At 62.3% G+C, this 22,139-nt stretch carries 23 protein-coding genes; 15 read left to right on the top strand and 8 right to left on the bottom strand.

Annotated features, from left to right (window positions below; all coding sequences use genetic code 11):
* Positions 1-207: 207 nt before the first annotated feature.
* From R3P95_RS05995 to R3P95_RS05985, 3 genes are all read right to left on the bottom strand, one after another.
* Positions 208-1,524, bottom strand: a complete 1,317-nt coding sequence (locus R3P95_RS05995) for a PQQ-binding-like beta-propeller repeat protein (RefSeq protein WP_317547664.1) — start codon at positions 1,522-1,524, stop codon at positions 208-210.
* Positions 1,521-2,900, bottom strand: coding sequence for a hypothetical protein (locus tag R3P95_RS05990; RefSeq protein ID WP_317547663.1), 1,380 nt, complete (start codon positions 2,898-2,900; stop codon positions 1,521-1,523). The genes R3P95_RS05995 and R3P95_RS05990 overlap by 4 nt, the downstream gene beginning before the upstream one ends.
* A gap of 103 nt (positions 2,901-3,003) precedes the next feature.
* Positions 3,004-3,192, bottom strand: coding sequence for a hypothetical protein (locus tag R3P95_RS05985; RefSeq protein WP_317547662.1), 189 nt, complete (start codon positions 3,190-3,192; stop codon positions 3,004-3,006).
* Positions 3,193-3,340: 148 nt separating this feature from the next.
* Here R3P95_RS05985 and R3P95_RS05980 point away from each other — a divergent pair, with 148 nt between their 5' ends.
* Complete coding sequence (locus R3P95_RS05980; protein WP_317547660.1) at positions 3,341-4,570, top strand: hypothetical protein; 1,230 nt, start codon at positions 3,341-3,343, stop codon at positions 4,568-4,570.
* 105 nt (positions 4,571-4,675) lie between these two features.
* Here R3P95_RS05980 and R3P95_RS05975 read toward each other — a convergent pair whose 3' ends face one another.
* Positions 4,676-4,954, bottom strand: coding sequence for a hypothetical protein (locus tag R3P95_RS05975; protein ID WP_317547659.1), 279 nt, complete (start codon positions 4,952-4,954; stop codon positions 4,676-4,678).
* A 370-nt stretch (positions 4,955-5,324) separates the two neighbouring features.
* Here R3P95_RS05975 and R3P95_RS26115 point away from each other — a divergent pair, with 370 nt between their 5' ends.
* Complete coding sequence (locus R3P95_RS26115) at positions 5,325-6,122, top strand: GGDEF domain-containing protein (RefSeq protein ID WP_394855390.1); 798 nt, start codon at positions 5,325-5,327, stop codon at positions 6,120-6,122.
* 22 nt (positions 6,123-6,144) lie between these two features.
* Positions 6,145-7,458, top strand: a complete 1,314-nt coding sequence (locus R3P95_RS05965; protein ID WP_317547656.1) for a sensor domain-containing phosphodiesterase — start codon at positions 6,145-6,147, stop codon at positions 7,456-7,458.
* Positions 7,459-7,586: 128 nt separating this feature from the next.
* On the opposite strand, the gene R3P95_RS05960 is transcribed toward R3P95_RS05965, so the two are convergent.
* A complete protein-coding gene (locus R3P95_RS05960) occupies positions 7,587-8,417 on the bottom strand; it encodes a GAF and ANTAR domain-containing protein (protein WP_269595941.1) in 831 nt (276 codons plus the stop codon).
* Positions 8,418-8,800: 383 nt separating this feature from the next.
* Here R3P95_RS05960 and R3P95_RS05955 point away from each other — a divergent pair, with 383 nt between their 5' ends.
* The 5 genes from R3P95_RS05955 (at position 8,801) to R3P95_RS05935 (ending at position 12,213) form a co-directional block, all read left to right on the top strand.
* Positions 8,801-9,937: a carboxylate-amine ligase gene (locus tag R3P95_RS05955; protein WP_317547654.1), complete on the top strand. Its 1,137-nt coding sequence runs from the start codon at positions 8,801-8,803 to the stop codon at positions 9,935-9,937.
* Positions 9,938-10,063: 126 nt separating this feature from the next.
* On the top strand, positions 10,064-10,600 hold the full coding sequence (locus tag R3P95_RS05950) for a DUF6328 family protein (RefSeq protein ID WP_317547653.1): 537 nt from the start codon (positions 10,064-10,066) through the stop codon (positions 10,598-10,600).
* 308 nt (positions 10,601-10,908) lie between these two features.
* The gene (locus tag R3P95_RS05945; RefSeq protein WP_317547652.1) at positions 10,909-11,553 is read left to right on the top strand and encodes a GAF and ANTAR domain-containing protein; all 645 of its coding nucleotides are present in this window, start codon (positions 10,909-10,911) and stop codon (positions 11,551-11,553) included.
* Between the two features lie 179 nt (positions 11,554-11,732).
* Complete coding sequence (locus R3P95_RS05940; RefSeq protein WP_317547651.1) at positions 11,733-12,026, top strand: hypothetical protein; 294 nt, start codon at positions 11,733-11,735, stop codon at positions 12,024-12,026.
* Positions 12,027-12,036: 10 nt separating this feature from the next.
* Positions 12,037-12,213 (top strand): hypothetical protein, encoded by a 177-nt coding sequence (locus R3P95_RS05935; protein ID WP_317547650.1) that lies wholly within the window; start codon positions 12,037-12,039, stop codon positions 12,211-12,213.
* 8 nt (positions 12,214-12,221) lie between these two features.
* Here the strand turns inward: R3P95_RS05935 and R3P95_RS05930 are convergent, their stop codons facing one another.
* Entirely contained in the window at positions 12,222-13,424 is a 1,203-nt protein-coding gene (locus R3P95_RS05930) for a glycosyltransferase (protein WP_317547648.1), read from the bottom strand.
* Positions 13,425-13,968: 544 nt separating this feature from the next.
* Here R3P95_RS05930 and R3P95_RS05925 point away from each other — a divergent pair.
* From R3P95_RS05925 to nadE, 5 genes are all read left to right on the top strand, one after another.
* Positions 13,969-14,460 carry an STAS domain-containing protein gene (locus tag R3P95_RS05925; RefSeq protein ID WP_300515619.1) on the top strand — a complete coding sequence of 164 codons (492 nt, stop codon included), beginning with the start codon at positions 13,969-13,971 and terminating at the stop codon, positions 14,458-14,460.
* On the top strand, positions 14,447-14,941 hold the full coding sequence (locus tag R3P95_RS05920; protein WP_317547643.1) for a Fur family transcriptional regulator: 495 nt from the start codon (positions 14,447-14,449) through the stop codon (positions 14,939-14,941). The genes R3P95_RS05925 and R3P95_RS05920 overlap by 14 nt, the downstream gene beginning before the upstream one ends.
* On the top strand, positions 14,938-17,193 hold the full coding sequence (gene katG, locus R3P95_RS05915; protein ID WP_317547642.1) for a catalase/peroxidase HPI: 2,256 nt from the start codon (positions 14,938-14,940) through the stop codon (positions 17,191-17,193). Before R3P95_RS05920 ends, katG begins: the two co-directional genes overlap by 4 nt.
* Before the next feature lie 217 nt (positions 17,194-17,410).
* A complete protein-coding gene (locus tag R3P95_RS05910) occupies positions 17,411-17,920 on the top strand; it encodes a CinA family protein (protein WP_317547641.1) in 510 nt (169 codons plus the stop codon).
* A gap of 51 nt (positions 17,921-17,971) precedes the next feature.
* Positions 17,972-18,826 carry an ammonia-dependent NAD(+) synthetase gene (gene nadE / locus R3P95_RS05905; protein ID WP_317547639.1) on the top strand — a complete coding sequence of 285 codons (855 nt, stop codon included), beginning with the start codon at positions 17,972-17,974 and terminating at the stop codon, positions 18,824-18,826.
* Between the two features lie 21 nt (positions 18,827-18,847).
* Here nadE and R3P95_RS05900 read toward each other — a convergent pair whose 3' ends face one another.
* Together R3P95_RS05900 and R3P95_RS05895 are read right to left on the bottom strand one after the other, a co-directional pair.
* On the bottom strand, positions 18,848-19,309 hold the full coding sequence (locus R3P95_RS05900; RefSeq protein WP_317547638.1) for an STAS domain-containing protein: 462 nt from the start codon (positions 19,307-19,309) through the stop codon (positions 18,848-18,850).
* Positions 19,310-19,499: 190 nt separating this feature from the next.
* A complete protein-coding gene (locus R3P95_RS05895; protein ID WP_317547636.1) occupies positions 19,500-20,333 on the bottom strand; it encodes a GAF and ANTAR domain-containing protein in 834 nt (277 codons plus the stop codon).
* A gap of 281 nt (positions 20,334-20,614) precedes the next feature.
* On the opposite strand from R3P95_RS05895, the gene R3P95_RS05890 reads away from it, so the two are divergent.
* On the top strand, positions 20,615-21,022 hold the full coding sequence (locus tag R3P95_RS05890) for an STAS domain-containing protein (RefSeq protein ID WP_317547807.1): 408 nt from the start codon (positions 20,615-20,617) through the stop codon (positions 21,020-21,022).
* A 146-nt stretch (positions 21,023-21,168) separates the two neighbouring features.
* Positions 21,169-22,080, top strand: a complete 912-nt coding sequence (locus R3P95_RS05885; protein ID WP_317547634.1) for a manganese catalase family protein — start codon at positions 21,169-21,171, stop codon at positions 22,078-22,080.
* Positions 22,081-22,139: the final 59 nt, after the last annotated feature.

Below are 22,139 nucleotides of genomic sequence, written 5' to 3'. Positions count from 1 at the left end.
GTTCAGTATCAACCGCGGGACCAATTCCCCAACGAGCGGGCAAACATCGTTCTACGGCAAAGATTTTCACAGCTTGCGGGCGTCGTTCGACGCGGTCCAGTTCCGCAGCAAGGAGGCGTAGTTCGTAAAATCGACTGGTTTCCCAGCGCCGGATCGGATGTCGTAAGGATCGCGGTTCGGCCGAAGCAGATCGACTCGAGTCGAGGCTCAACGAAGCAAGTTCATTCGCTTCTCGTTGACTGCCACAACGCCGCCGCCAGTGGCAAGCAGTGCAACCCTCTCGGACCGTCCACCGGTATTGCCGAGCAAATCCTCGATCGCGATTGTTTCGAGGCGAGCGCCGGTTTCGGGCTCGATCGCGAGGATCTCCCGAGAATCGGCTACATAGGCCAGGCCCTCGCGCACAGCGGTAGGCATGAAAGGTAGAGATTCGACGTCGGGACCCCACGCCGGATCCCCGGTGAACAGGTTGCGTGCGAGTGGACCGATACCCAAGACGACATCACCGACAATCGCGATGTCCCCCCAGGTGCCGGCGTCGTCCGAGGTCCACAGTTTCTGCCCCGTCGTAGGGTCGAAGGCGCTGCTGCCCAACACAACCGGATCGTCGGGGTCGTTCGCTGCGTCGACCGTCGTGCGCTGGTAGACCTCTTCGTCGGTGGTCGCGACAACTCGTCCGGTGGAATCGACCAGGTCGGTGCGAAACTCGAACAGGTCAGAGCATCGGCGGCCGGCAAGAACGTAGATCTGATCGCCTCGATCGAACTGGTCGCGCGCGCAGTCGGGGGACGAGATGTTGTCGGTGATGTCACCGGATCTGGAGTCGAACAGTGCTGTGCCCGAGGAGAACCGGGCCACTCCCGCATTGCCTGCGAACGCGAGGATTTCTCGTGAGTTGTACGGGTCGACCCAGGTGTCGTCGAGGGTGAGGGACCACGACGCGTCGGGGTCGTCGATCGTTCCTCGATGGATCCGGACGGTGTACCCGTCATTCTCGCCCTCGACCACGTAGAGGTCTTCGCCGTCGGTGCCGACTGAGAATATGTTCCAGTCGGTATCGTGTCGGGTGGCGGTTCCGGTTGCACTGTCGATCGTCACGATCTGATCGGTGCTCCGGCACAGCAGCAGTGTGTCGAGTACGTGGGACGAACAACTTTCGATCCCGTCGGCGGGTGTTTTCCACCGCACCAGACCGGTTGCCGCATCGAACCCGATCAGTTGGGACTGCTCGAACTCGTCCGTCTCCTGATTGATCAACCCTGCCTTGGCGACAAGAATGTCGTCGGCGTCTATGACGCCGCCCTCGACCTCGCCGAATCGTCCACCCACGGGATCATCGAAGGTGGCGAACGGATTGCCGAGCACGTCGGCGGCGTCGAGCGTCCACACAGCGCCGGGCGACGTCGGAGTCTGTGCTGCAAAGGGTTCGGCGTCATGGGGGCCCGTTGCCACCAGCGCGACGGCCGCGCCGACGCTTACGAAAGCCACCGCAGCGGTGACGGCAAGCCGTCGGTACGGGTTCACAGCACATCCAATCCGTCGGCGGTGGCAATGGTGCGCAATGTGTTTGCGCTCAGTGGTTCGTCCGGACGCTCGGCGTGCGATCGGACTTCGACCTCGGTTCCCGACGGGTAGGTGACGGTCACGGTACGGCGCATCCCGCCGTTCGGTCCCTCGGGCAGTGCAGGCGAGTACGAATAGGGTGCCTCTTCGATCCGCAGCACCGCACCGCCGTCGAGCGTCTCGAAGTCGGTCGGCCGATTCTGGTAGGCGGGGTCGTAAATGTCCGGCATCACGGGGAGTTCCTGTCCGCCTCGTATGGATATGGTCAGGTCGGCACCGGTGCCGACGGCATCGACGTGCGTATACACCACACCGGTCTCGAAGTCGGCGAGCCTGAGCGTGTTCAATCCGGGATCGAACCGCTCACCTGCATCGACGCGCTCCAACGCGGTGTTCATGGTGGTGGCGAGTTCCGCGTCGATCGCTGTGTCGCCGGAGAAGAGGCCGAAGGAGTCGTCGCATCTTTCGCGAGGTTCGGGTGTGTCGGCGGGGACAGGTGCCGATATCCGCAGCTCCGGTAGTGTCACAAGAGCTTTCAGCTCATCGATGGTGAGAACGATGTCGCGGTCTCCGGTGTTGGTCGACTGAAATCCCTCAGCGTCCGATGCGGTTGCGGTGATGTGCGTGCCGTCGGGTGCGTAGGCGGTGACCGTGCGGTAATTGGTTCTCGTACCGCCGAATTCGGACCACGATACGTTGGTGTCGACCACGGTGCCGTCCGCCGATGTCTTGCGTTCCTGCACTGATCCGGCCCTGCACGGTGGCACACCCGTGTTGTCCTGCGCCACGGATACTGCCAGCAGGCCTAGTGTGTTGCCGCGTCCGAGCTCGGCCGATGCCGTTGCCCAACCGGGTTCCTGAGGCTGGCCTGGTTCGCTGGAGGTTTGGGGGATCGGCTGAAACACCAATGACTCGCGCAGGCTTGCGAACAGAACCTCGACACCATGCGGAAGGGCTTCGGCGACAGCATCGGTCATCATCACCGACCTGGGTCCCGAGTACCACGAGGCCTGAGGGTTGTCGTATGCATCCTCGCTGGTGGTGATCCGTCCCCACACCGATGACGTCCCGTCCGGAGGTTCGACGACGTCGCATCCGGAGATAGCCGTCGGGAATATCACCTCGGGCGTTCTGTAGGTGGTGTCGACGGGTGCGGAAGGGCCGGCGGTGACGGAGTGTGTGGTGGTCGTGGCTACTGACTCGGCGCGGTTCTCGGGCTGCTCTGGTGGTGCGCCGCGCTCGACGAGGGCCGCCACGCACACCCCGATGGCGACGATGGACACGATCGTGAGCGCATCGGCCCACACCCCGGCACGCTGAGGACCAAGTCTGCTCACCGCGTCAAGATACCGGTCATGCCTATCCGATCCGCGCACGGTTCACAGCTGACCGACATCGCAATGACCCCCGGCCTCTCTGCGGGCCAGGGCAACTGAATCATCAGAACAGTTGCTCGAACTGGTACCAGTCGCCGTCGAACTCCTCGTACCCGATGTCGCCCGCGTGCTGGGGCTCACCGATATACGGTGCGCCGTCGGGGAAGTGTGCCAGGCCGATGGAGTTCAACAGTCCGCCTTCGAACGACTGCACGCAGTGGTCCGCTGCGGTGCTGAGCGAGCGCTCGGACACTGCGAACGCAACCTTCGGCGGCGATGGTCGGTAGGTCGCGTTCGCCCAGCGCTGCGTTACACACGTTGAGAACGGTCACGATGTGACAGGGTGGACGCGTGAGAAACCTGTGGGTGTCGACGGCAGCGGTGATCACTCGGGTGACGCGATGAATACCGCTGCACGACGACTACTTCCGACCGTCACCGTTCTCGTCGGTGCGTTCGCGGCGGTCCTGGCTTTGACGACGCCGGTACCGCGCAATTTTGCGTTCGTTGCTGGCGGCGACAGGCTCGATATCCTGCTCGACAGTAGCGCGTCCGCCTGGTCGCTCGGCGCGATCGTTGCCGTCGTCACCGCTGTATTCGCGACGCGGAAGCAGTCAGCTCTCACTGTGGCTGCCGTTGGCGTCGCGGCCCTGTCGGTTCTACTGTCGGTGCCGATTCCTGCAGAACTGCAGCTTCGGGCGATCGCAGCCGGTTTGATCCTGGGTGGTGCCGCGGCGGTGACCGCCCTCAGTCGAATCCTGCAGCACGCGTTGCTGTTCGGCGCTATCGCCGGTGTTGCGGCATCGAGTGTGTTGCAGAACGTTCCCAGCCGGTATGTGGACTACGCTTGTTCCGCCTTCCAGCAGACACCGCAGACGCCAGTGCTGCTCGCCCTGGTCGTCTTCGCGGCGCTGCTGGCGGTGTCGTCGTGGGCGAAAGTGTTCCAGGAAGTATCGCCGGTGCAGTCGCGCGGTCGAGTGCTCGCGGTGGGGATCGTCATTCCTCTCGTGGGTCTGGTCTTGTACTGGCTGTTCGAGCGGTCGGTGAACTCGCTCGGTCCGGGCGGTGCAATGCAGAACCGGTGGTTCTTGGGTCTCGCGGTCATACCGCTACTTGTCGGTGCGGCGTTTGTGCTGCCCGCGGTGACAGGAGCGATCCTGCTTGCGGCACTTGCCTTCCTATCGGCCCCGACAGTGGGATCCCTGACGTGGGGGACAGCTTTGGTGTTCGTCGCGATGTTGGTGCTGGGCGGGGTGGTCGGCCATCGTCGGCCGTCTCCGATGGTGGGGTTCGTAGTACTGGCCGTCGTCGCAGCTACGGGAGTGTTCACCGGCCCACCCTTGGACACCGTCAATATCGTTGCGACCCTCGTGGTTCTGCCGCTCGGGGTGGGCGTGGCGTATGCGTCGTTGTTGCCGACAACCGCCCCTGTTGCGGTGATGTCGGTGACGACGCCCATCGTGGTATCGGTTCCCGTCGTCGCCGAATTCGGTTGGACCGCTTACTCTCCGCTGGTCGAGCTCGAGCCCACGTTCTCGCCGAGCACGTGGGTGTGGATGTCGACGGGCATCTCTGTGGTGTCGGTTCTGGTGGCGGGTGCGGCTCTGGTCGTGTTGAGGCGAAGGGAATAGTCCGATCCGAGTTCGGCTGAGCCGCGAGGTGCCGCTTCTGCGCAATCGTGCGAGAGGTATTGCACAGCAACCGATAACAGAGGTTTTCGTATTACTGCTCATCGCTCACACGACGGTGGCCGCGTACGCCACGAACACCACGAACATGGCCGCGCCGCCGAGAGCTGCGCCGATCATGGCCTCGCGGCCATTGGTCGCCAGGCCCTGTTCGTCCCGACCGACGCCGACCCACCCGCACACCACCGCGGCGACACCTGTGGGGATAGCGACGAAATCCCCGATGAAGGGTACGAACGCGCAGACCAGAGCGATGATGCCCAGGATCAGTGCGGCGCTGCCGGCGCCGTTGCGAAAAAGCGGCCGTGTGGAATGTTCCTCGGCCATGCCGCCTCCCTCTTCGCGGTCCTGATGCAGCGACTCGATGCCCGTTGGTCTCACGCGACACGGCGAGCTCATACACCAAAACATACCCTCGCGATGCTCGCAGGGGCGACGGCACCGATGCACTGCATCTCGCGCCCACGTGCCATCGAGGGGATATCTCTCGCCGGTCTGGATCTTGTCGGCGAGGTCGGTGTCCGCACAGTGCACGGGACCGATTCGGCCCGACGGCTTCGACCCTGAACTAGGCTGTCGGTCAGCGCGGCGTAGTTTCTCGCCGTAGGCTTCAGTAACCGGCTCGGGGGCCCGTGCGCGCCTACTTCCGCGACAGTCGTTCACTGCGTGCGAGGTTTCGAACTGTCAGGAGTTGCTTGTGCCTCGGATATGCAGCCATTCGCCCCCGTGTGTTCGGCCCGTGCCGGATGCCGGTGACGATCGTGACGTCGCGGCAGCGGCTCGCGACGCCGTAGCGGATCGAGCCGACCGTGCTGCTGATGCCCGTGATGCGGTGGCCCTGAGCTTGGATTGTGGCGACCGATCCCACGATCAGTGCCACGGGCGGGGCCGAGCGCATCGGCTCACGGCGGCCGGTGACCGTGCCCGGGCCGGCGCGGACAGGTCCGCGTCGCGCCAGGATCGGATCGCAGCAGCGCATGATCGCCGTACTTCGGCCACCGATGACCTGACCTCTGCATACCGCCGGGACGCGGGGATCGGTCAACTCGAACGCAGCCTCGGTATCGCCCGCGACTCGGGTACCGCCATGGTCATTTGTTTTGTCGATGTGGACGGCCTCAAGACCATCAACGACACCGACGGACATCCGGCCGGTGATCGCATACTCCGACGGGTCGCCGAGGTCATCGATGATCATTTGGACTGCGACGACACCCTGTTGCGGTACGGGGGCGACGAGTTCATCTTCTCCGTGCTCGGTCCGGCTGCTCTCGACATCGACGACACCACCGATGCAATCGAAGCCAGACTTCGAGAAAGCGATGACATAGCGATCACATGTGGCATCGCGTTCGCGCGCGAGAGGGACACAGTCGCCGATGTGATCGAAAATGCAGACAGGGACCTGTACCGCCAGCGCCGTGCCTCCCGGGCCACAGTTGCTGCGCCTACGGCCGCAGACGCGATTCCTGGTCACCGACCGGCCCGACCATGATGAAGAGGAGCACGAGGAAACCTTGACTTCCAGCGCCGTTCGCAGCATCCTCGCGGATCCTCGGTCCGTTCGTCCGCACTACCAACCGATCGTCGAACTCGGCAGTGGCAAGGTAGTCGGCTACGAAGCCCTCGCACGGTGGCCCGGCCATCCGTCGGTCGACCCCGGTGCTCTGTTTTCGAGTGCCGCCGAATGCGGAGTGATCGACGAGGTCGATTGGGCTTGCCGGTGCGCTGCGATGACCGGCGCACTCGATGCCGGTATGCCATCGGATGTTTCGCTGTTCATCAATATCGAGCCGCTCTCCTCGCGCATCGTTCCCGCGTACGCGCGCGAGATCATCGGTAGGGCTGCGACCCGGTTGAATGTCGTAGTCGAGCTCACCGAGCGCTCACTGTTGGCCGACCCCGCCGAGCTTCTCGAAACGGTGCGGCGTGCTCGAAAGAGCGGTTGTCTGATTGCCCTGGACGATGTCGGATCACATCCCGACTCGCTCGCTCTGCTGGAATTCGTCGCCCCGGACATCATCAAGCTCGATTACACTCTCTCGCAGTCGGATCCATCGCCGCAGCAGGCTGCTGTCGTTCTCGCCGTCGCTGCGTACGTGGAGTCGAGTGGGGCGCGGATAGTTGCGGAAGGCATCGAAACAGTCGCCCACCTCGACCGTGCGACCGCGCTCGGAGCCGCTTTCGGACAAGGCTGGATGCTCGGCCGTCCCGCGCCGCTTCCGACCCTCGGAAACCGGCAGCAGGCGGGTGCCATCTCTGCCCGACCCATCCTGTCCGTGAAATCAGGTGCGCACGCGCGAGCGGACACAGCGGTGCCCTCGGTTCCGTCGGACCTTCTGACAACTTCATCGGCACAGGTGGGTAGTAAATCGTTGCTACTGGCGTTGACCCGGCAACTCGAAGATCACGCGCGTCACATGCCCGATCCGCTCACCATTCAGGCTGCATTTCAAGACTCGGCATGGTTCACACCGTCGGTGGCCGACCGCTACGCGAGGCTTGCCGCTGTCAACCCGTTCGTGGCGGCCTTGGGAGTCGGGATGGATACCGAACCCGCAGCAGGTGTGCGTGGTGCGGAACTTCACCCCGATGAGCGTTTCGTAGGCGAGTGGACCATCACTATCGTCGGATCCCACTACTGCGCAGCCCTCATCGCCCGCGACCTCGGCGACGACGTTCTCGATCACGACCGTCGGTTTGCGTTCCTACTGACGCACGACCGGTTGACCGTCGTCGCTGCTGCACGTTCCATCATGCGTCGAGTCCTGCCCAAATACTCTGTCGCGGAAACAGATCGAGACATCGACGCCGGTGGCACTGCTCTGTGAACGCTGAGACCCGCCCGGGTCGAAGCTTGCCACCGCATCGATCAGAACTGTTTCCGCAGAAACAGATACAAATTCGGTATGTGAAACCCACCGTGCGTGGGCGAGCGGTAGGAATCCAGACTGTGCGCTCAGGACCGCCATGGTGGTCGGCCCGTTACTTCGTCGCCCCATTGCGATTCACCACGCCGTGGAACGAGTCGTGAGCGGGCCCGTTCCGTAGTGTGCGCCGATTCGGTCAGTGCCTGGGCCACCACCGCGAGCTTGACGTTCTGACGCTGCGATTGCTCGACCAGAACCGCGAAAGCCGCATCCGCGGAGATTCCGCGATCAGCCATGATCATTCCCTTGGCCTGCTCGATGACCCCACGGGACTGAATTCCTTGCTGCAGCTCGTCGAGCTGGGTGTGGGCCTGGGCGACCCGACGCGCGTTCCAGATGGCGCTCTCGGCGGCCGTGACGAACACAGTGACGAATTTTTCGTCGAAATCATCGAATCCATCCTGGCTGTGGCTGTAGACGTTGAGCGCACCGACGTGTCGATCGTCGATCGACAACGGTGCCGACAGGTAGCTTCCGATTCCCATGGCAGTGCTGCGGGCGATGAAGGTGGGCCACCGACGAATTGCATCGGTGTCCGTTCCTCGGGCGCGGACGGCCGTCCTGCGCTGCACCGCCTCGAAGTAGGGGCCATGGCCGGCGCGGTACTGGTCGAGGTCGACGTCGATAACTTTCGGGTCGGTACACGCCGCTGTCGTGGGTTCGAGGGCATCGGGATCGACCAACACCACACCGGCCATATCCGCGACCTGTATCTGTTCCACAATCTGGATACAGAGGTGTTGCAGCAGGCTGGTGAATGGCTGCTGTTGAGGAGACAGCACCAGCGTGCGAAACGCGTTCAGGTCCGTCTTTGCGGCGGCCGACTCAACGGAATTGGGGCTCTCGAAAGTATTTGTCATTGCATCACCTGTTTCGGTGGGACGAGCCGTATGCAGATGCTGCAAAGCGACTCTCGCAGGCATTCGCCACGCGTGTTCGAGCGGGCCGCAGTCTGGACCGGGTAAGCAACCGACTTTAGTTTTTCAGAGTTCGGTTTGTCCAACCTCGACCATGCGAGGAAGCAGGACGGGCAGACGAACGAGAAATAATGTTTGGCCGGAATCCAACCGGGCATCCAGATCTCAGCTTGGTTGTTGCCGCCCGGGCGCGGTGGCCAGGTCAGGCCTCGTCAGTTGAACAGTCAGAGGGCGGGGCCGCTCACAAATCCGCGAGAGCACGCTCATTGTTGTTCCGCGTACCTCGATCGGACGTTGCATCTCGAATTGCGACGAGGAAGGTCGGGATGATGGAGTCGACAAATACTGCGGCACAACGGGAAACCGTCCATCCGACGCTGGGCGTCGAAGAAGAATTTCTGCTCGTCGATCCCGCCACCGGAACACCGGTCATGAACAACAGCGACGTGATCCGCACCGCCGAGCGCGCAGGTCTGCAATTGGGTTCGGAGTTGACACCGTGCCAAGTCGAGACGGCCACTCCGATTCTCGATTCAGCCCGGCAATTGAGAGCAAACCTGGTCGCAATGCGTTCGACCGCCGCCCAGGCTGCCCGTGAACACGGTGCCCGGCTGCTCGCGGTGGGTGTCCCGCCACTCGCAGCAAGCGAGCATCCGATCACCGATACCGACCGGTATCGACGTATCGCCGCCAATTTCCGACACATCGCCGACGAACAAGCAATCTGCGGGTGCCACGTTCACGTCGGTGTCCCTGATCGCGCCACAGCGATCGAGGTGTGCAATCACTTGCGGCCGTGGCTACCGACGCTGTTGGCCATCAGTGCGAACTCTCCCATCAGCGGTGGCTTGGACACCGGATACGCGAGCTGGCGCTCCATCATGTGGTCTCGCTGGCCCAGCGCCGGACCGCCCCCTTTCCTGACATCCGCCGAGCACTACGACAACGTCATGGCGGCCATGCTCCACTGCGGCGCGATCATCGACGAAGGCCAGATCTATTGGGACGTGCGCCCTTCCGTTCGCTATCCCACCGTGGAAGTTCGAGTGTGCGACGTCCCGTCCACAGTGGGGGAGACCGTCGTCCTCGCAACGCTCGTTCGGGCGCTGGTGATGACGGCGCTGGCAGCGATCGATCGCGGTGACGGGGCCCCCACGGTCTCGGAGGGTGCTCTGCGCACTGCCTACTGGCGAGCGGCCCGCGACGGTATCAGCGACCGGTTGGTCGACCCTGGCGGTACACACACCGTTCCCGCCGAGCATGCCGTAGAACTCCTACTTCGTCATACCGCAGAGGCGCTCGAGGGACTCGACGAACACCGCATGGTCCGCAGTTCACTGAGCTCGCTGTTTCGGCTCGGTAACGGGGCAGTCCGGCAGCGGCGGGTGCATGCGGCGGGTGGTGGCGTTTCGACGGTGGTGTCCTTCCTCGCCGACGCCACCATCCGAACCGGAGACCATTGAGACTTCCTGATCCGGATCGCGATGATTGTTCTCGTGCGGTGCGGGTACCTCTTGACAGTAATTCGAGCGGTGCAAGGGTCGAACACCGTTCGAGTAGATGAACCCCGAACGGTTGGAGGAGGCGAGATGAACCGGCAAGCCGATTCTCGCCGAAGCGCTCCGGACCGTTTGGCACTCAACGAAGAGTTCAATTCGCTTCATCGCGGGGAAAGTCCGATGCAGTCGCTCGACCGCAACTGGACGAGTTTGTTGCAGGAACTGCGAGTCGTCCAAACCGGTCTACAGTTGCTCACCGGGTTTCTGCTCATCCTTCCGTTTCAGGACAAATTCCTCCAGCTCCCCGCATACGACAAGGCGATCTACATGGTCACAATGGTCGCCTCGATCAGTGCAACGATTCTGGTCACGTCGCCAGTCGCCATGCACCGATTGTTGTTCCGGCGTCGAGCATTGTTGGACCTCGTGACGGCCGCCCACCGAGCCGCATTGGCGGGACTGTTGTTGCTGGGCGTGGCACTGACTGGAGTGGTCGTTCTCATCACCGATGTCGTCGTCGGACCAGCGGCCGCGGTCGTAGTGGGAATCTTGGCGGTAGCGTCCTTCGTCGCCATCTGGGTCATTCATCCTCTGCTGCTTCGTCGGCGGGGCGCATCTGCACTGTGACCTGCTAGATCGAGGCGGCCGAGACTCGGCGTCGATACAACGACATGGACGTACCGACGGACGTCGTGCGAGTATGGAATTCGTACCTCCGTATGTACCTCGCCGAAACGTAGGCCGACGTCGACCGTCCGGCTCAGCGCTTTCGAGCTATCCGATCGGCTGTTGGACGCCGGGAAGGAACGAAGAGGATGATCGACGACGTTCGAGATGACTCTCGCCGGGTTCAGGACCAGCCGCCCCAATCAGATTATTTCGAGCCCGCCGATTCACTGGATCACTTTCGAGAACTCCTGCGCTCGCAATGCGATGTGGACGTCATTCTCCAGCGTGTCTGCGAGCAGGTCACCGAGACCATCCCCGGTGCCGATATGGCGGGTGTGACGCTGTTGCGCGATGGTATAGATCATCCCGAGACGGCAGCGCTGACGGATGTTCGTGTATTCGATGTGGATCTCGATCAGTACCGTGCGAACGAGGGGCCATGTCTCGAGGCCGCACGTACCCGATCCATGGTCAGAGTGCGGGTGCGCGAAGTCGCTACCAGGTGGCCTGACTTCGCGGCGAAGGTGGCAGGTTTGGGAGTGGAAAGCTACTTGTCGGCTCCGCTCTCGATCGATGACCGGCATCTGGGCGCACTCAACATCTACGGTCTCGGCGATCACGGTTTCGACGACGTCGATGAATTGGTCGTCCGGGTGTTCGTCACGGCCGTCGAAGCAGCAGTGTGGAATTCACGACGCGCCGAGGTCGCTCAAACCGAAGTGGACGGGCTGCAGGAGGCAATGAAGACCCGCGCTTACATCGAGCAGGCCAAGGGAATCATCATGGCCGCCAGAGGGATCTCTGCAGAAGATGCGTTTGCTGTCCTGTCGGAACAATCGCAGAACACGAATGTGAAAGTTGCCGACGTCGCGCGGCGACTGATCGGGTCGGTGGCATCCGAACAAGGCTGACGGGGCGCTGCAGTCGGTGCCATCCAGACCTTTCGTCGCCTGTAGTTTTATGACCCGAAATTGCGTATCATCGTGATACCTCTGGTCGAGCCAGCGCCAGCCGCGATTCGCGCCGTACGGCCGAATTCGATATCAGCACATATTGATTGGCTGAGTTGCAGCCGGAAGGATGGTGCGCAATGACCACAATCTCAGACAAGCCGGTAGCGACCGGCAATCCGCCCGCTTGTGCGGGAGTCGAGTGCGACGACCGCGAAATGATCGATCACGCAATCCGATGGGTCAATTCCGGCGGTGGACCGGAAACCGAGATCTGCGCCCACTTCGGCGTGCCGGGGCGAGTGTTCTACCGGAACGTCTTGGCGAGACTCGAGCGTAGCACGGCATCCCAGCGTGAGACGCTGGGTGTGAGCTCGGTACTCGCTGCTCGCATTGCTGCCGTCGCGCGTCGTCGCATCTGGATCTCGAGTTAGTCCATCGAAGATGATCGTCGATACGAACGTACGGGACCTCAGCGTCGCCGATCTGGATGCGGCCCTTGCCGATACCGAGAGACGGCTGATGTCGGCTCGGAACGAGGCTCACTCGAATATCGACCTCGCCGCACTGGAGGATTCGCGTCGCCGACTGCTCAACGAGTTCCGACGTCGGGGGCTGTAGGGGCCTGTTCACCCAGTTCTGCTGCGAGAGAGACCGATCGGTTCCCTTCGTGTATGAACTTCGAGGGCGGATTCGTATATGCGCGCAGTATCCTCCGCAATTCGATTCCAGGAGAAGCGGGATTGGGCACGGTCTGCGCCGGAAACTCCCAACTCGAGCCGTCGAGATTCGTTGCGCACCAGTAGATCGATCTCCCGGGCGAGCACTCTTCGATTTCTGGGATCGATCAACCGTCCGGTAACTCCGTCGACTACGAGGTCTGCTGCATATCCTTTGTCGAACGCCACGACGGGGAGCCCGCACGCCATCGCTTCCAGCGTGACGACGCCCGCCGACTCACTCGGAGACAGACACACGATCATGTCTGCCGATCTCAGGACGGCGGACATGTGTCGGTGTCGCACCGGGCCGGTGAAGATGATCCGATCGCTCATGTCCTTGGCTGCAGCTGCCTTGCGAAGACTCTTCACAGTGTTGCTCGTCGGCGGGTCACCGTCGACGACGATCAACTCGATATCTTTGATTCTGGCGACGGTCTCGATGGTTGTCACCACCTCTGCATCGGAACCGACGGTGGCCACTCGGTACTTCGCCTTCCCGATGGGTGCAGCGGGGCCTGCCGGGTCGAAGTCGTCCAGATCGACACCCGTGGGAACGATGGCAACCTTGGCCCGGGCAACCCCCATCCGCGTCAGCATGTCGGCCTCCGCGGCGCACGACGCAATGATGCGGTCTGCTGATCGCGCGATCGTGCGTTCCATCGCAGCCCGCGGTGACGCAGAGTTGACGCGTCCGTGATCTTCGATGTCGGCGAGACCGTGGAAGGACACGACGGCGGGTATGCCGACCGCGTCGGCCGCAAGTCCGGTGGCGAGGCACGAAACCCACGAATGTCCATGAGCTACATCAGGTTTGCACAGTGACCAATGGTCCCTGACGGCCGAGGTGAATGCACTGGTGTAGCGGGTCGGATCGGCCCCCGTGGTACTGCGTGCGGGGCCCGCGTCGACATTCACCACGCGGTAACCAGCGGTAGTTCGGATCTCGTCGTCCAGGTGCGGATCATGTTTCCTTGTGTATACATCGACCTGGTGACCAGCGCGTGCCAGCGACGACGCCAGTTCGTGGAGCTGGGCGGCGGGCTGTTCCGACGCCGCGCCCGTCGACCCGAGAATCGGGCTCACATGTTCGTGGACCAGCGCAACATGCATGGTTGTTCGATCCCCACTGCGACTGCACGGGCCCGTTCGGCCGCATACCCAGCGACAAGCTGTTCGCGGATATTCCGACCCGATCCTGGAGTCAGCGTGCTGCGACGCTCGATGCAATCGAAGCGTCGCGCTTCCACTCACCTTATTGCCTGTTGTGGCGTTGGGGAAACCCCGTGCCGCACCTGCCTGTGGATTTCACAGTCGATTCGATCACGGCGACAGTCGATCCCACACTGGTGAGTGAGTGCTGGCGAACTCGCTCCCCGGATGGTGGTGGGAAACCGACCTTTGTCACAACTGTGCGATCGAGTCCGGGGATCGAGTCGATGTACGCCCGATGCAATTCGACTTGCGGCCGATTCTCGTCCAAGCCAACCAAAATCGGCTCTAGATAGGGTGTTTCGTTCTCGGCGCTTATGGATAGACTCCGACCTACGTGGTTGAAGAGTAGCCCCGTGGTCGAGAAATTCCTCGGCTGCGAGTCGGGCAGACCGCGTTCTCCGTGACAGCGAGCCCCTCCAGCCGACTGGCAATGGAGGCGACAATGGTTTTTCTACGCTCGGTACACAGTGGCCCGGAATCGGTACGTTCGTCGTTCTGCGGGCCATCCCATCTCGAGGACAGCGCATTTGCCCTGTCCGTCGACGAACCGCTGGGCGGACCCGTCGTCATCCGGGTCACAGGCGATATCGATCAGTCGGCGGTATCGGTCTTCGGCGAGTGTGTCGCCGAAGCAATCGTCTGCGGACGATCGTTGGTCGTGGACCTGCTGGACGTCGACTACGTTCATCCCGCTGGGGTGTCCGTACTGGAAGCCGCAGCAGCGCGGTTGTCCTCACACCGATGTCGCGCAATGGTGGTCTGCACCGCCGGATTGCAACGCCAACTCCGAAGCGAGTGCGCTTGGCTTCGGGTGGAGTATTTCGACACGGTAGCTGCGGCCGTGTGCGCGGCCGTCGAGGCAGGCCGGGCCCGGGAATACTCGAAGGCAGATCCGCAATCGGGTGAAACGGAGTCGAACGATGCCGGCACCTGACCGTTCGGCCGAGAGTTCGGCCGCAGATCGTGTGCGAGATGTCGGGCTTCGGGTGACCAGACCACGCGTTGCGGTGCTGAACATAGTTGCTGCACAGCCTCATTCCGATACCGAAACAATCCTGGGCCACGCGCGCGCCGCGTTGCCATCCTTGTCCAAACAAGGCGTGTACGACGTTCTCGAGGCGCTGACTGCCGCACGGCTTCTGCGTCGTATCCGCCTTGCCGGCCATGCTGCGCGCTACGAAACCAGGGTGGGCGACAACCACCATCACATTGTCTGCCGCACCTGCGGTCTCATCGTCGACGCAGACTGCTCGATCGGCGAGCCACCCTGCATACAGCCTGCCCACGATCACGGTTTCGTCTTCGACGAGGCCGAGGTGACGTACTGGGGTGTCTGCCCCAGTTGTGCACCTGCGCTGCCGTTCACGAACGGTGTGACACCGGACAACACCTCCATCGGAAAGGACAATGCGTGACCTCCGACGCTCGCCCACTCCACTCCGACGTCAAGACCAGCAGTACCAGCGAGAGCGAAAACCCGGTTATCGAATCGCCGAAACCCAAAGCGCACGCACCGCTGACCAACAAGGATTGGTGGCCGGAACAGATCGATCTGTCGATTCTGCATGCGCATACCTCCAAGTCCAATCCGTTCGGCGAGAATTTCGATTACAAAAGCGAATTCTCGAAGCTCGACGTGGACGCATTGAAGGCCGATCTCATCTCTGTCATGACGACATCCAAGGACTGGTGGCCGGCCGATTATGGGCACTACGGTGGCCTGTTCATCCGGATGAGTTGGCATGCGGCAGGGACGTATCGCACCTTCGACGGACGCGGCGGCGGAGGCCAGGGGGCGCAACGATTCGCCCCACTCAACAGCTGGCCGGACAACGCCAATCTCGACAAAGCGCGTCGGTTGTTATGGCCGGTGAAGCAAAAGTACGGCAATGCGATCTCGTGGGCCGATCTGTTGGTGTTCGCAGGAAATGCCGCACTCGAGTCCATGGGTTTCGAGACATTCGGATTCGCATTCGGTCGCGAGGACATCTGGGAACCGGAGGAAGTCTTCTGGGGGCCGGAGGACCAATGGCTCGGCACCGACAAGCGGTACGAGGGCGAGCGTGAATTGGCCAAGCCGCTCGGTGCCACGACCATGGGCTTGATCTACGTCAATCCAGAGGGGCCGGAAGGAGAGCCCGATCCCGTTGCGGCAGCGCACGATATCCGGGAGACGTTCGCGCGGATGGCCATGAACGACGAGGAAACTGCCGCACTGATAGTCGGTGGCCACAGCTTCGGCAAGACCCATGGAGCCGGCCCGGCGGACAAGATCGGGCCCGAGCCCGAGGGCGCGCCCATCGAACAGCAGGGTCTCGGGTGGAAGAACGGCTACGGCAAGGGCAAAGCCGAGGATCAGATCACCAGTGGCCTCGAGGTGGTCTGGACCCAGACTCCTACCCAGTGGGGTAACGGGTACCTCGAGAACCTGTACGGCTACGAATGGGAGCTCATCAAGAGTCCCGCCGGCGCATGGCAATTCACGGCAAAAGACGGCGGCGGTGCCGGCACGATTCCGGATCCGTTCGGAGGTCCGGGCCGCGCCCCGACGATGCTCGTCACCGATATCTCGATGCGCGCGGACCCGGCCTACGAGAGGATCACTCGTCGATGGCTCGAGCACCCGGAGGAACTTTCCGAGGCGTTCGCCAAGGCCTGGTACAAATTGCTGCATCGTGACATGGGCCCGGTTTCGCGTCTCCTCGGTCCGTGGGTTCCGGAGGCACAGCTGTGGCAGGATCCGGTTCCGGCAGTGGAAGGCGAACTGATCGACGACGCTGATGCCTCGGCGTTGAAGTCCGCGATACTCGACTCGGGCCTGACAATTCCGCAGCTCGTCGGCGTCGCCTGGTCGTCCATGAGCAGCTTTCGAGTTACCGACTTCCGTGGCGGTGCCAACGGTGCGCGGGTACGCCTCGAGCCGCAAAGAAGTTGGGAAGCAAACGAACCCGCGGTGCTCGATGAGGTAATTCCCGTTCTCGATGGCATCAGGTCGAACTTCGAGAACACTGCTGCGGGTGGCAAGAGAGTCTCATTGGCCGACATCATCGTTCTGGCCGGGAATGCTGCCGTCGAAAAGGCGGCACGGGACGGCGGCCACGAGGTGGCGGTGCCGTTCCGACCCGGCCGCACCGACGCTACGCAGGACCGAACCGATGTCGAATCGTTCGAGGTGCTCGAACCTCGCGCAGATGGGTTTCGCAATTACGTTGCGGCGGGGGAGCAGACGCTGCAGCAGGTGCTGTTCCTCGATCGCGCTTACATGTTGAACGTGACCGCGCCGGAGATGACGGTGTTGATCGGCGGCCTGCGTGCTCTTGGGGCCAACCACGGCGGCACGACTCACGGTGTGTTCACCGAACGGCCCGGCGTGCTGAGCAACGATTTCTTCGTCAACCTGCTCGATTCCGAGACGGAATGGTCGTCGGGGGAGGACGGGATCTATTCCGGTCACGACCGTGCGTCCGGTGCACAGCAGTGGACTGCGACGCCGATCGACTTGGTCTTCGGTTCCCATTCGCAGTTGCGTGCGTTGTCGGAGGTCTATGCGCAGTCCGACAACAACGGAAAATTCATCGACGACTTCGTGGCAGCGTGGGCAAAGGTTGCCGACAACGACCGATTCGATCTTCGGCAGCCACGGTCTCGGCCGCTGCAGCACAGGTAGTTTCGAGTCGAGGGTTTGAGCGCCGACGGCGGTGGAATGCGTTGTGAAGCTCGAACGTGATCGCTCGGGCATTGCGGTCGAGTCAGGGACCGGAGGTTCGAACCCTGCAGCCTCCGGTCCCGCGACCGCACATCGAATCGCTGAAGCAATACGGCGAACCAACTCTCGGCGAGGCCCTCAGTCGGTCCTCGTCTGCACGCACAGTGCGGAGATTGCCATGAATGTCGATCCAGAACAACGTCTGCCGACCGAGGCCGAGGTCTCGGCGATCTGCGGAAAAATCGCCGAATTGGCCGAAACGTACGACGTACCCATCGGTACCGCCGAATCCCTGACAGCAGGGAACCTCGCGGCAATGCTCGGCAAGGCTCCGTCCTCGGGTAACTGGTACCGCGGCGGAATCGTTGCGTACCACGAAAGCGTCAAGCACACGTTGCTCGAAGTTCCAGACGGCCCCGTGGTCAGTGAACGAGCTGCGGTCGCGATGGCCAGGTCCACCGCGTCATTGATCGGTGCGGAACTGACCATTGCCGTGACCGGAGAAGCGGGCCCGGACGCGCAAGAAAACCAACCACCGGGAACCGTGTGGGCCGCCGTGTTCGACCGTGGTGAGGTGAGCGCCGAATGCAAGCATTTCGACGGCGAACCCGAGGAAATTCTGGCTCGAACGCTTGCGTTTTCCCTCGACACCCTCTTGCGTCACGTCAGACGATGGGCCCACCAGTAATGGGCTCACCGCCCTACGGCGTTGCTACTCGATACGATCGGAGTAACTTCCATGAGCACCGAATTTATTGAACGCCAGAGGATTCAGCACGAGCTGAGAGTGAAACCGGCGATAGATCCCGCCCAAGAAATTCGACAACGAGTCGACTTTCTCACCGATTATCTGAAGGTCAGCGGCGCAAAGGGATTCGTTCTGGGGATCAGTGGCGGCCAGGACAGCACACTCGCAGGAAAACTCGCCCAGATGGCTACCAACGAAGCCACCCTGTTGGGAAGTTGTGCGTCGTTCGTCGCGGTGCGGTTGCCCTACGGCACTCAAGCCGATGAAGCTGATGCGACCATTGCGCTGGACTTCATCGAGCCCGACCGGACCGTCACAGTCGACATTCGAGACGCGGTCGATGCCTCCGCGCGATCGGTGGCGTCCGCACTCGGCGTCGAACGCATCGATGATTTCGTGCGCGGAAACATCAAGGCCAGGCAGCGCATGATCGCGCAGTATGCGATAGCCGGCCAGAACAATCTTCTGGTGATCGGGACCGACCACGCTGCCGAAGCGGTGACCGGATTCTTCACCAAGTACGGAGACGGCGGTGCCGACGTCACTCCATTGAGCGGTCTCACCAAAAGTCAAGGGGCACAGCTCTTACGTTATCTGAATGCTCCGGAGTCGACGTGGAGCAAGGTGCCGACTGCCGATCTCGAGGACGACCGACCTGCGCTTCCCGACGAGCAGGCCCTCGGGGTGACCTACGCACAGATAGACGCGTATCTGCAGAGCGAACCGGTCGATGACGAATCCGCGCGAACAATCGAGAGATGGTTCTACAAGACCCGCCACAAGCGCACCACACCGGTGGGACCTGACGACCGGTGGTGGCGGACCGCCGTCGACGACGGCTCGTAGGCGATCTGCCACCCTCCGGCATCAGGCCGAGAACGCGCTGTCCGTCGACTCGCCCGAAGAGCATTCCGAGCACGTCGAAGTCGGGTCGGCCTGGTCAGCGGACACAGGGAGCCGCGTCGGCTCCGACGCACGGGTCGACTCCAGAGCCGACTCGACATCGGTGAAGATCGGAATCGCGGCGTCGAGTCCCACCAGGTGCATCGGGCGGCCCGTGGTCGGTCCGGCCGCGACCACGACCAACGGTGTTGTGCAGCATGCTTTCCGGCGCGCAGCAATGAGAACGCTCATCCCGACTGACGCAAGGAAGGAGACCGCCGTCAGGTCCACAATCATGGCTGTCGGTGTGGTTCGCATTGCTCTCTCGATGTGGTCGGCCAGATCGGAAGCGGTCGCCAGATCCACCTCGCCCTCGACCGAGAGAACAACTGTGTCACCGCGCTTTTCGCTGGTGACGTCGAGTCCGAGCAGTTCGTGTTCGTTCATGGCGGTCTCACCGTCCTAACCCTGAGCTGTGGCTGTGTCGTCGACGGGTATGCACTCGCGTGCAGGGGTTCTTACCGGACCGGGAATGGTGGATGACGCGGGAGGTACGCCGTCGACTGCGGGCAATGGCTACACCGCGCTGATGAAATGGTACCTCGAGACCAGGGTGTGACAGTGATGGTCGCCTCGATCAATCTCGGGAGTGGGTGGGTTCCGGCCGATCTCCACGACGCTGCGTGAGCCCGGTACCGGACTGTTGCGCAATCGAATCGATCATCGAGGCAGCGATATCGCTGACCTTGATGTTCCTGTTCTGTGACTGCTCGGACAGGAGGGCGAATGCCGCGTCGCCCGATATTCCTCGCAACGCCATGACCATCCCTTTCGCTTGGTCGATCTCACCGCGGGTCTTCATTGCGGTGCGAAGACCGGTGACTTCTTCTTCGGCCGAACGAAGGCGTTGCAACAGTGCCACTACTGTCTCGATCGAAGTGGCGAGCAGTTCCACAAAGTCCTTGTTGATAGTCGTGAAATTGTCTGCTCCGACTCCGTAGACATTGAGTGATCCGAAACGCCCCCCGTCGAGAGCCAGGGGTGCGGCCAGATAGCCGTCGATTCCCAGATCCGCTACTGCAGCCGAGAATCGGGGCCACCGACTCTCGGCCTCGTCGACGCTCGCACGAACCACACTTCTGCTGCGCGCCGCTTCGAGGCAGGGACCCTCGCCGGTGCGGTACTGATCGGAATCGACGACGTTCACAGTTGCATCTGTGGAGGCCACGGTACGGGGGCGACCGGCATCGTCGACGATGGTGATTCCGACCAGGTTGGAACCGGGAAGCACCGCGGCCACCTCTGCGCACACTGCCTGAAGGACGGCGTCGACGTCCTTACCCGACAAGATTTTGTCTCTGACGCGGCGCAGAGCGTGCGTGCAGTCGGCGGCCCGACCGAATACCGGGACGGTGGTGTCGCGCGACGATCGGAGTCGGCAGTTGCCGTCTTCGACAGAGCGGTCGATCATGTGGAGGGCTCGTTTCGGTCGGGCCTCCGCATCATCAGCAGGCAGGCGCTCGTGGAACTCCCGGCCCCGACTCGACCGAACGAACCGATAATATACGGCACCCGAAGACTCGGATCACCGGAGTCCGGAGCTACCCGTTGGAGATGGTGGGCGCGAAGGGACAGTCGCGTCGAGGCGCGAGTCGTGGTATGGTTCAATGAGTTTGGGTGGAGACTACGCCCGTAGAATCGACTGCGGTGTCCACGCTTCGCGGGCCTGGAGTCTCTCGCTCGTGGAGGTGGATGTCGATGACGTCCGAAGCGGCTTCTTTCTCCCTGTCGGTCGATCGGCCAGACAACGGATCTATCGTGGTCTCAGTGCGGGGAGCACTCACGGTTCCAGGGAATTCCCGACTTTTGGCGGACTGCCTCGTCGCTGTGGCCGCTTCCGACCGTCCGTTGACCGTCGATCTCGGTGAGGTGTCGGAGATCGGGAGTGCCGCCGTGAATCTGATCGTCGATGCAGCACGTCGATTGTCGTGCAGAGGTTTTCGCCTCTCCGTCGTACCGCCGAGGTCGGTCGACGATCGGGGGATGCGGGTACTCGGAGAACATGTGCACATCGAGTGGGCCGACGAGCGACCTGAGGGAATGACGCGATCGGGCACGCGGACCGTCGCCGTGGATGCCCTGCAGGGCACTTACCTGTGATATCTCGCGCGGCGCAATCTTTGCAAAAGCCTCTGGTACGCAATGCTTTACGAATTCAAACTCTTTCGCACAAAGTGTTTGTGCCGATATCGGCCGGGTAGCCGAATGTAGTCCTTGCTGGAACCACGAATCGAAGTGGAGACTACATGTTTCGTCATACCGACTACCTGCAGTTCGACGCCAAGCCGGAAAAGCCGGACCCGGTGTATGCGCACAAACTTCAAGAGCTGATCGGCGGTGCGTACGGCGAGATGACGGTGACCATGCAGTACTTGTTCCAGGGATGGAACTGTCGCATGGAAGGCAAATACAAGGATTTGATCATGGACATCGCCACCGAGGAGATGGGCCATGTCGAAATGCTTGCCACGATGGTGGCTCGACTGCTCGAAGGTGCCCCGGCCACGGAATCGACCAAGAATGCGGCTGCAGATCCCGTCGTCGCTGCCGTCATGGGTGGGATGGATCCACAGCAAGCAATCGTATCCGGGGGAGGAGCGCTACCAGCCGACTCCAACGGCTACCCGTGGAATGGTCGCTACATCGTCGCCAGTGGTAATCTGCTCGCCGATTTCCGTGCCAATGTGGCCGCCGAGGCGCAGGGTCGGTTGCAGACAGCTCGTTTGTACAACATGACCGACGATCCGGGCGTGAAGGCGATGTTGCAGTTCAATCTTGCCCGCGACACTCACCATCAGAACCTGTGGCTGGCGGCGATCGAAGAATTGCAAGCTGACGGTCTCGAGGACGTCGTTGCCCCGAATGCGCTTCTCGACGAGGAAGCATCGGAACATGCGACCGACCTGTGGCATCTCTCGGACGGTGAGTTCTCTTCGACCGGTGGGTGGGCGAACCGGCTGGCTCCCGACGGAAAGCGACAGATGGGCTTCCTGGAAGATCCACAACCGCTGGGAGGCAAAGCTTCCGCACCTGCTCCCGATCCGAAGCTGTATGCCACCTACGACGGGGCCAAGGGCGACCCGGGATCTGCGGCGTTCGGCACCGAAAAGGGTGTCATGGGCAAGATCAAGGATGCGCTGGACCCCGACGAGACCTGACCACCGAGCTCGAAGAGTGCGGCCCGGCAGTCACCAGTGCAGGCCGGGCCGCACGCGGG

It is taken from the genome of Rhodococcus cercidiphylli, from assembly GCF_033042225.1.
Classification (GTDB): domain Bacteria; phylum Actinomycetota; class Actinomycetes; order Mycobacteriales; family Mycobacteriaceae; genus Rhodococcoides.
This window is presented reverse-complemented; position numbering and strand designations above follow the sequence as displayed.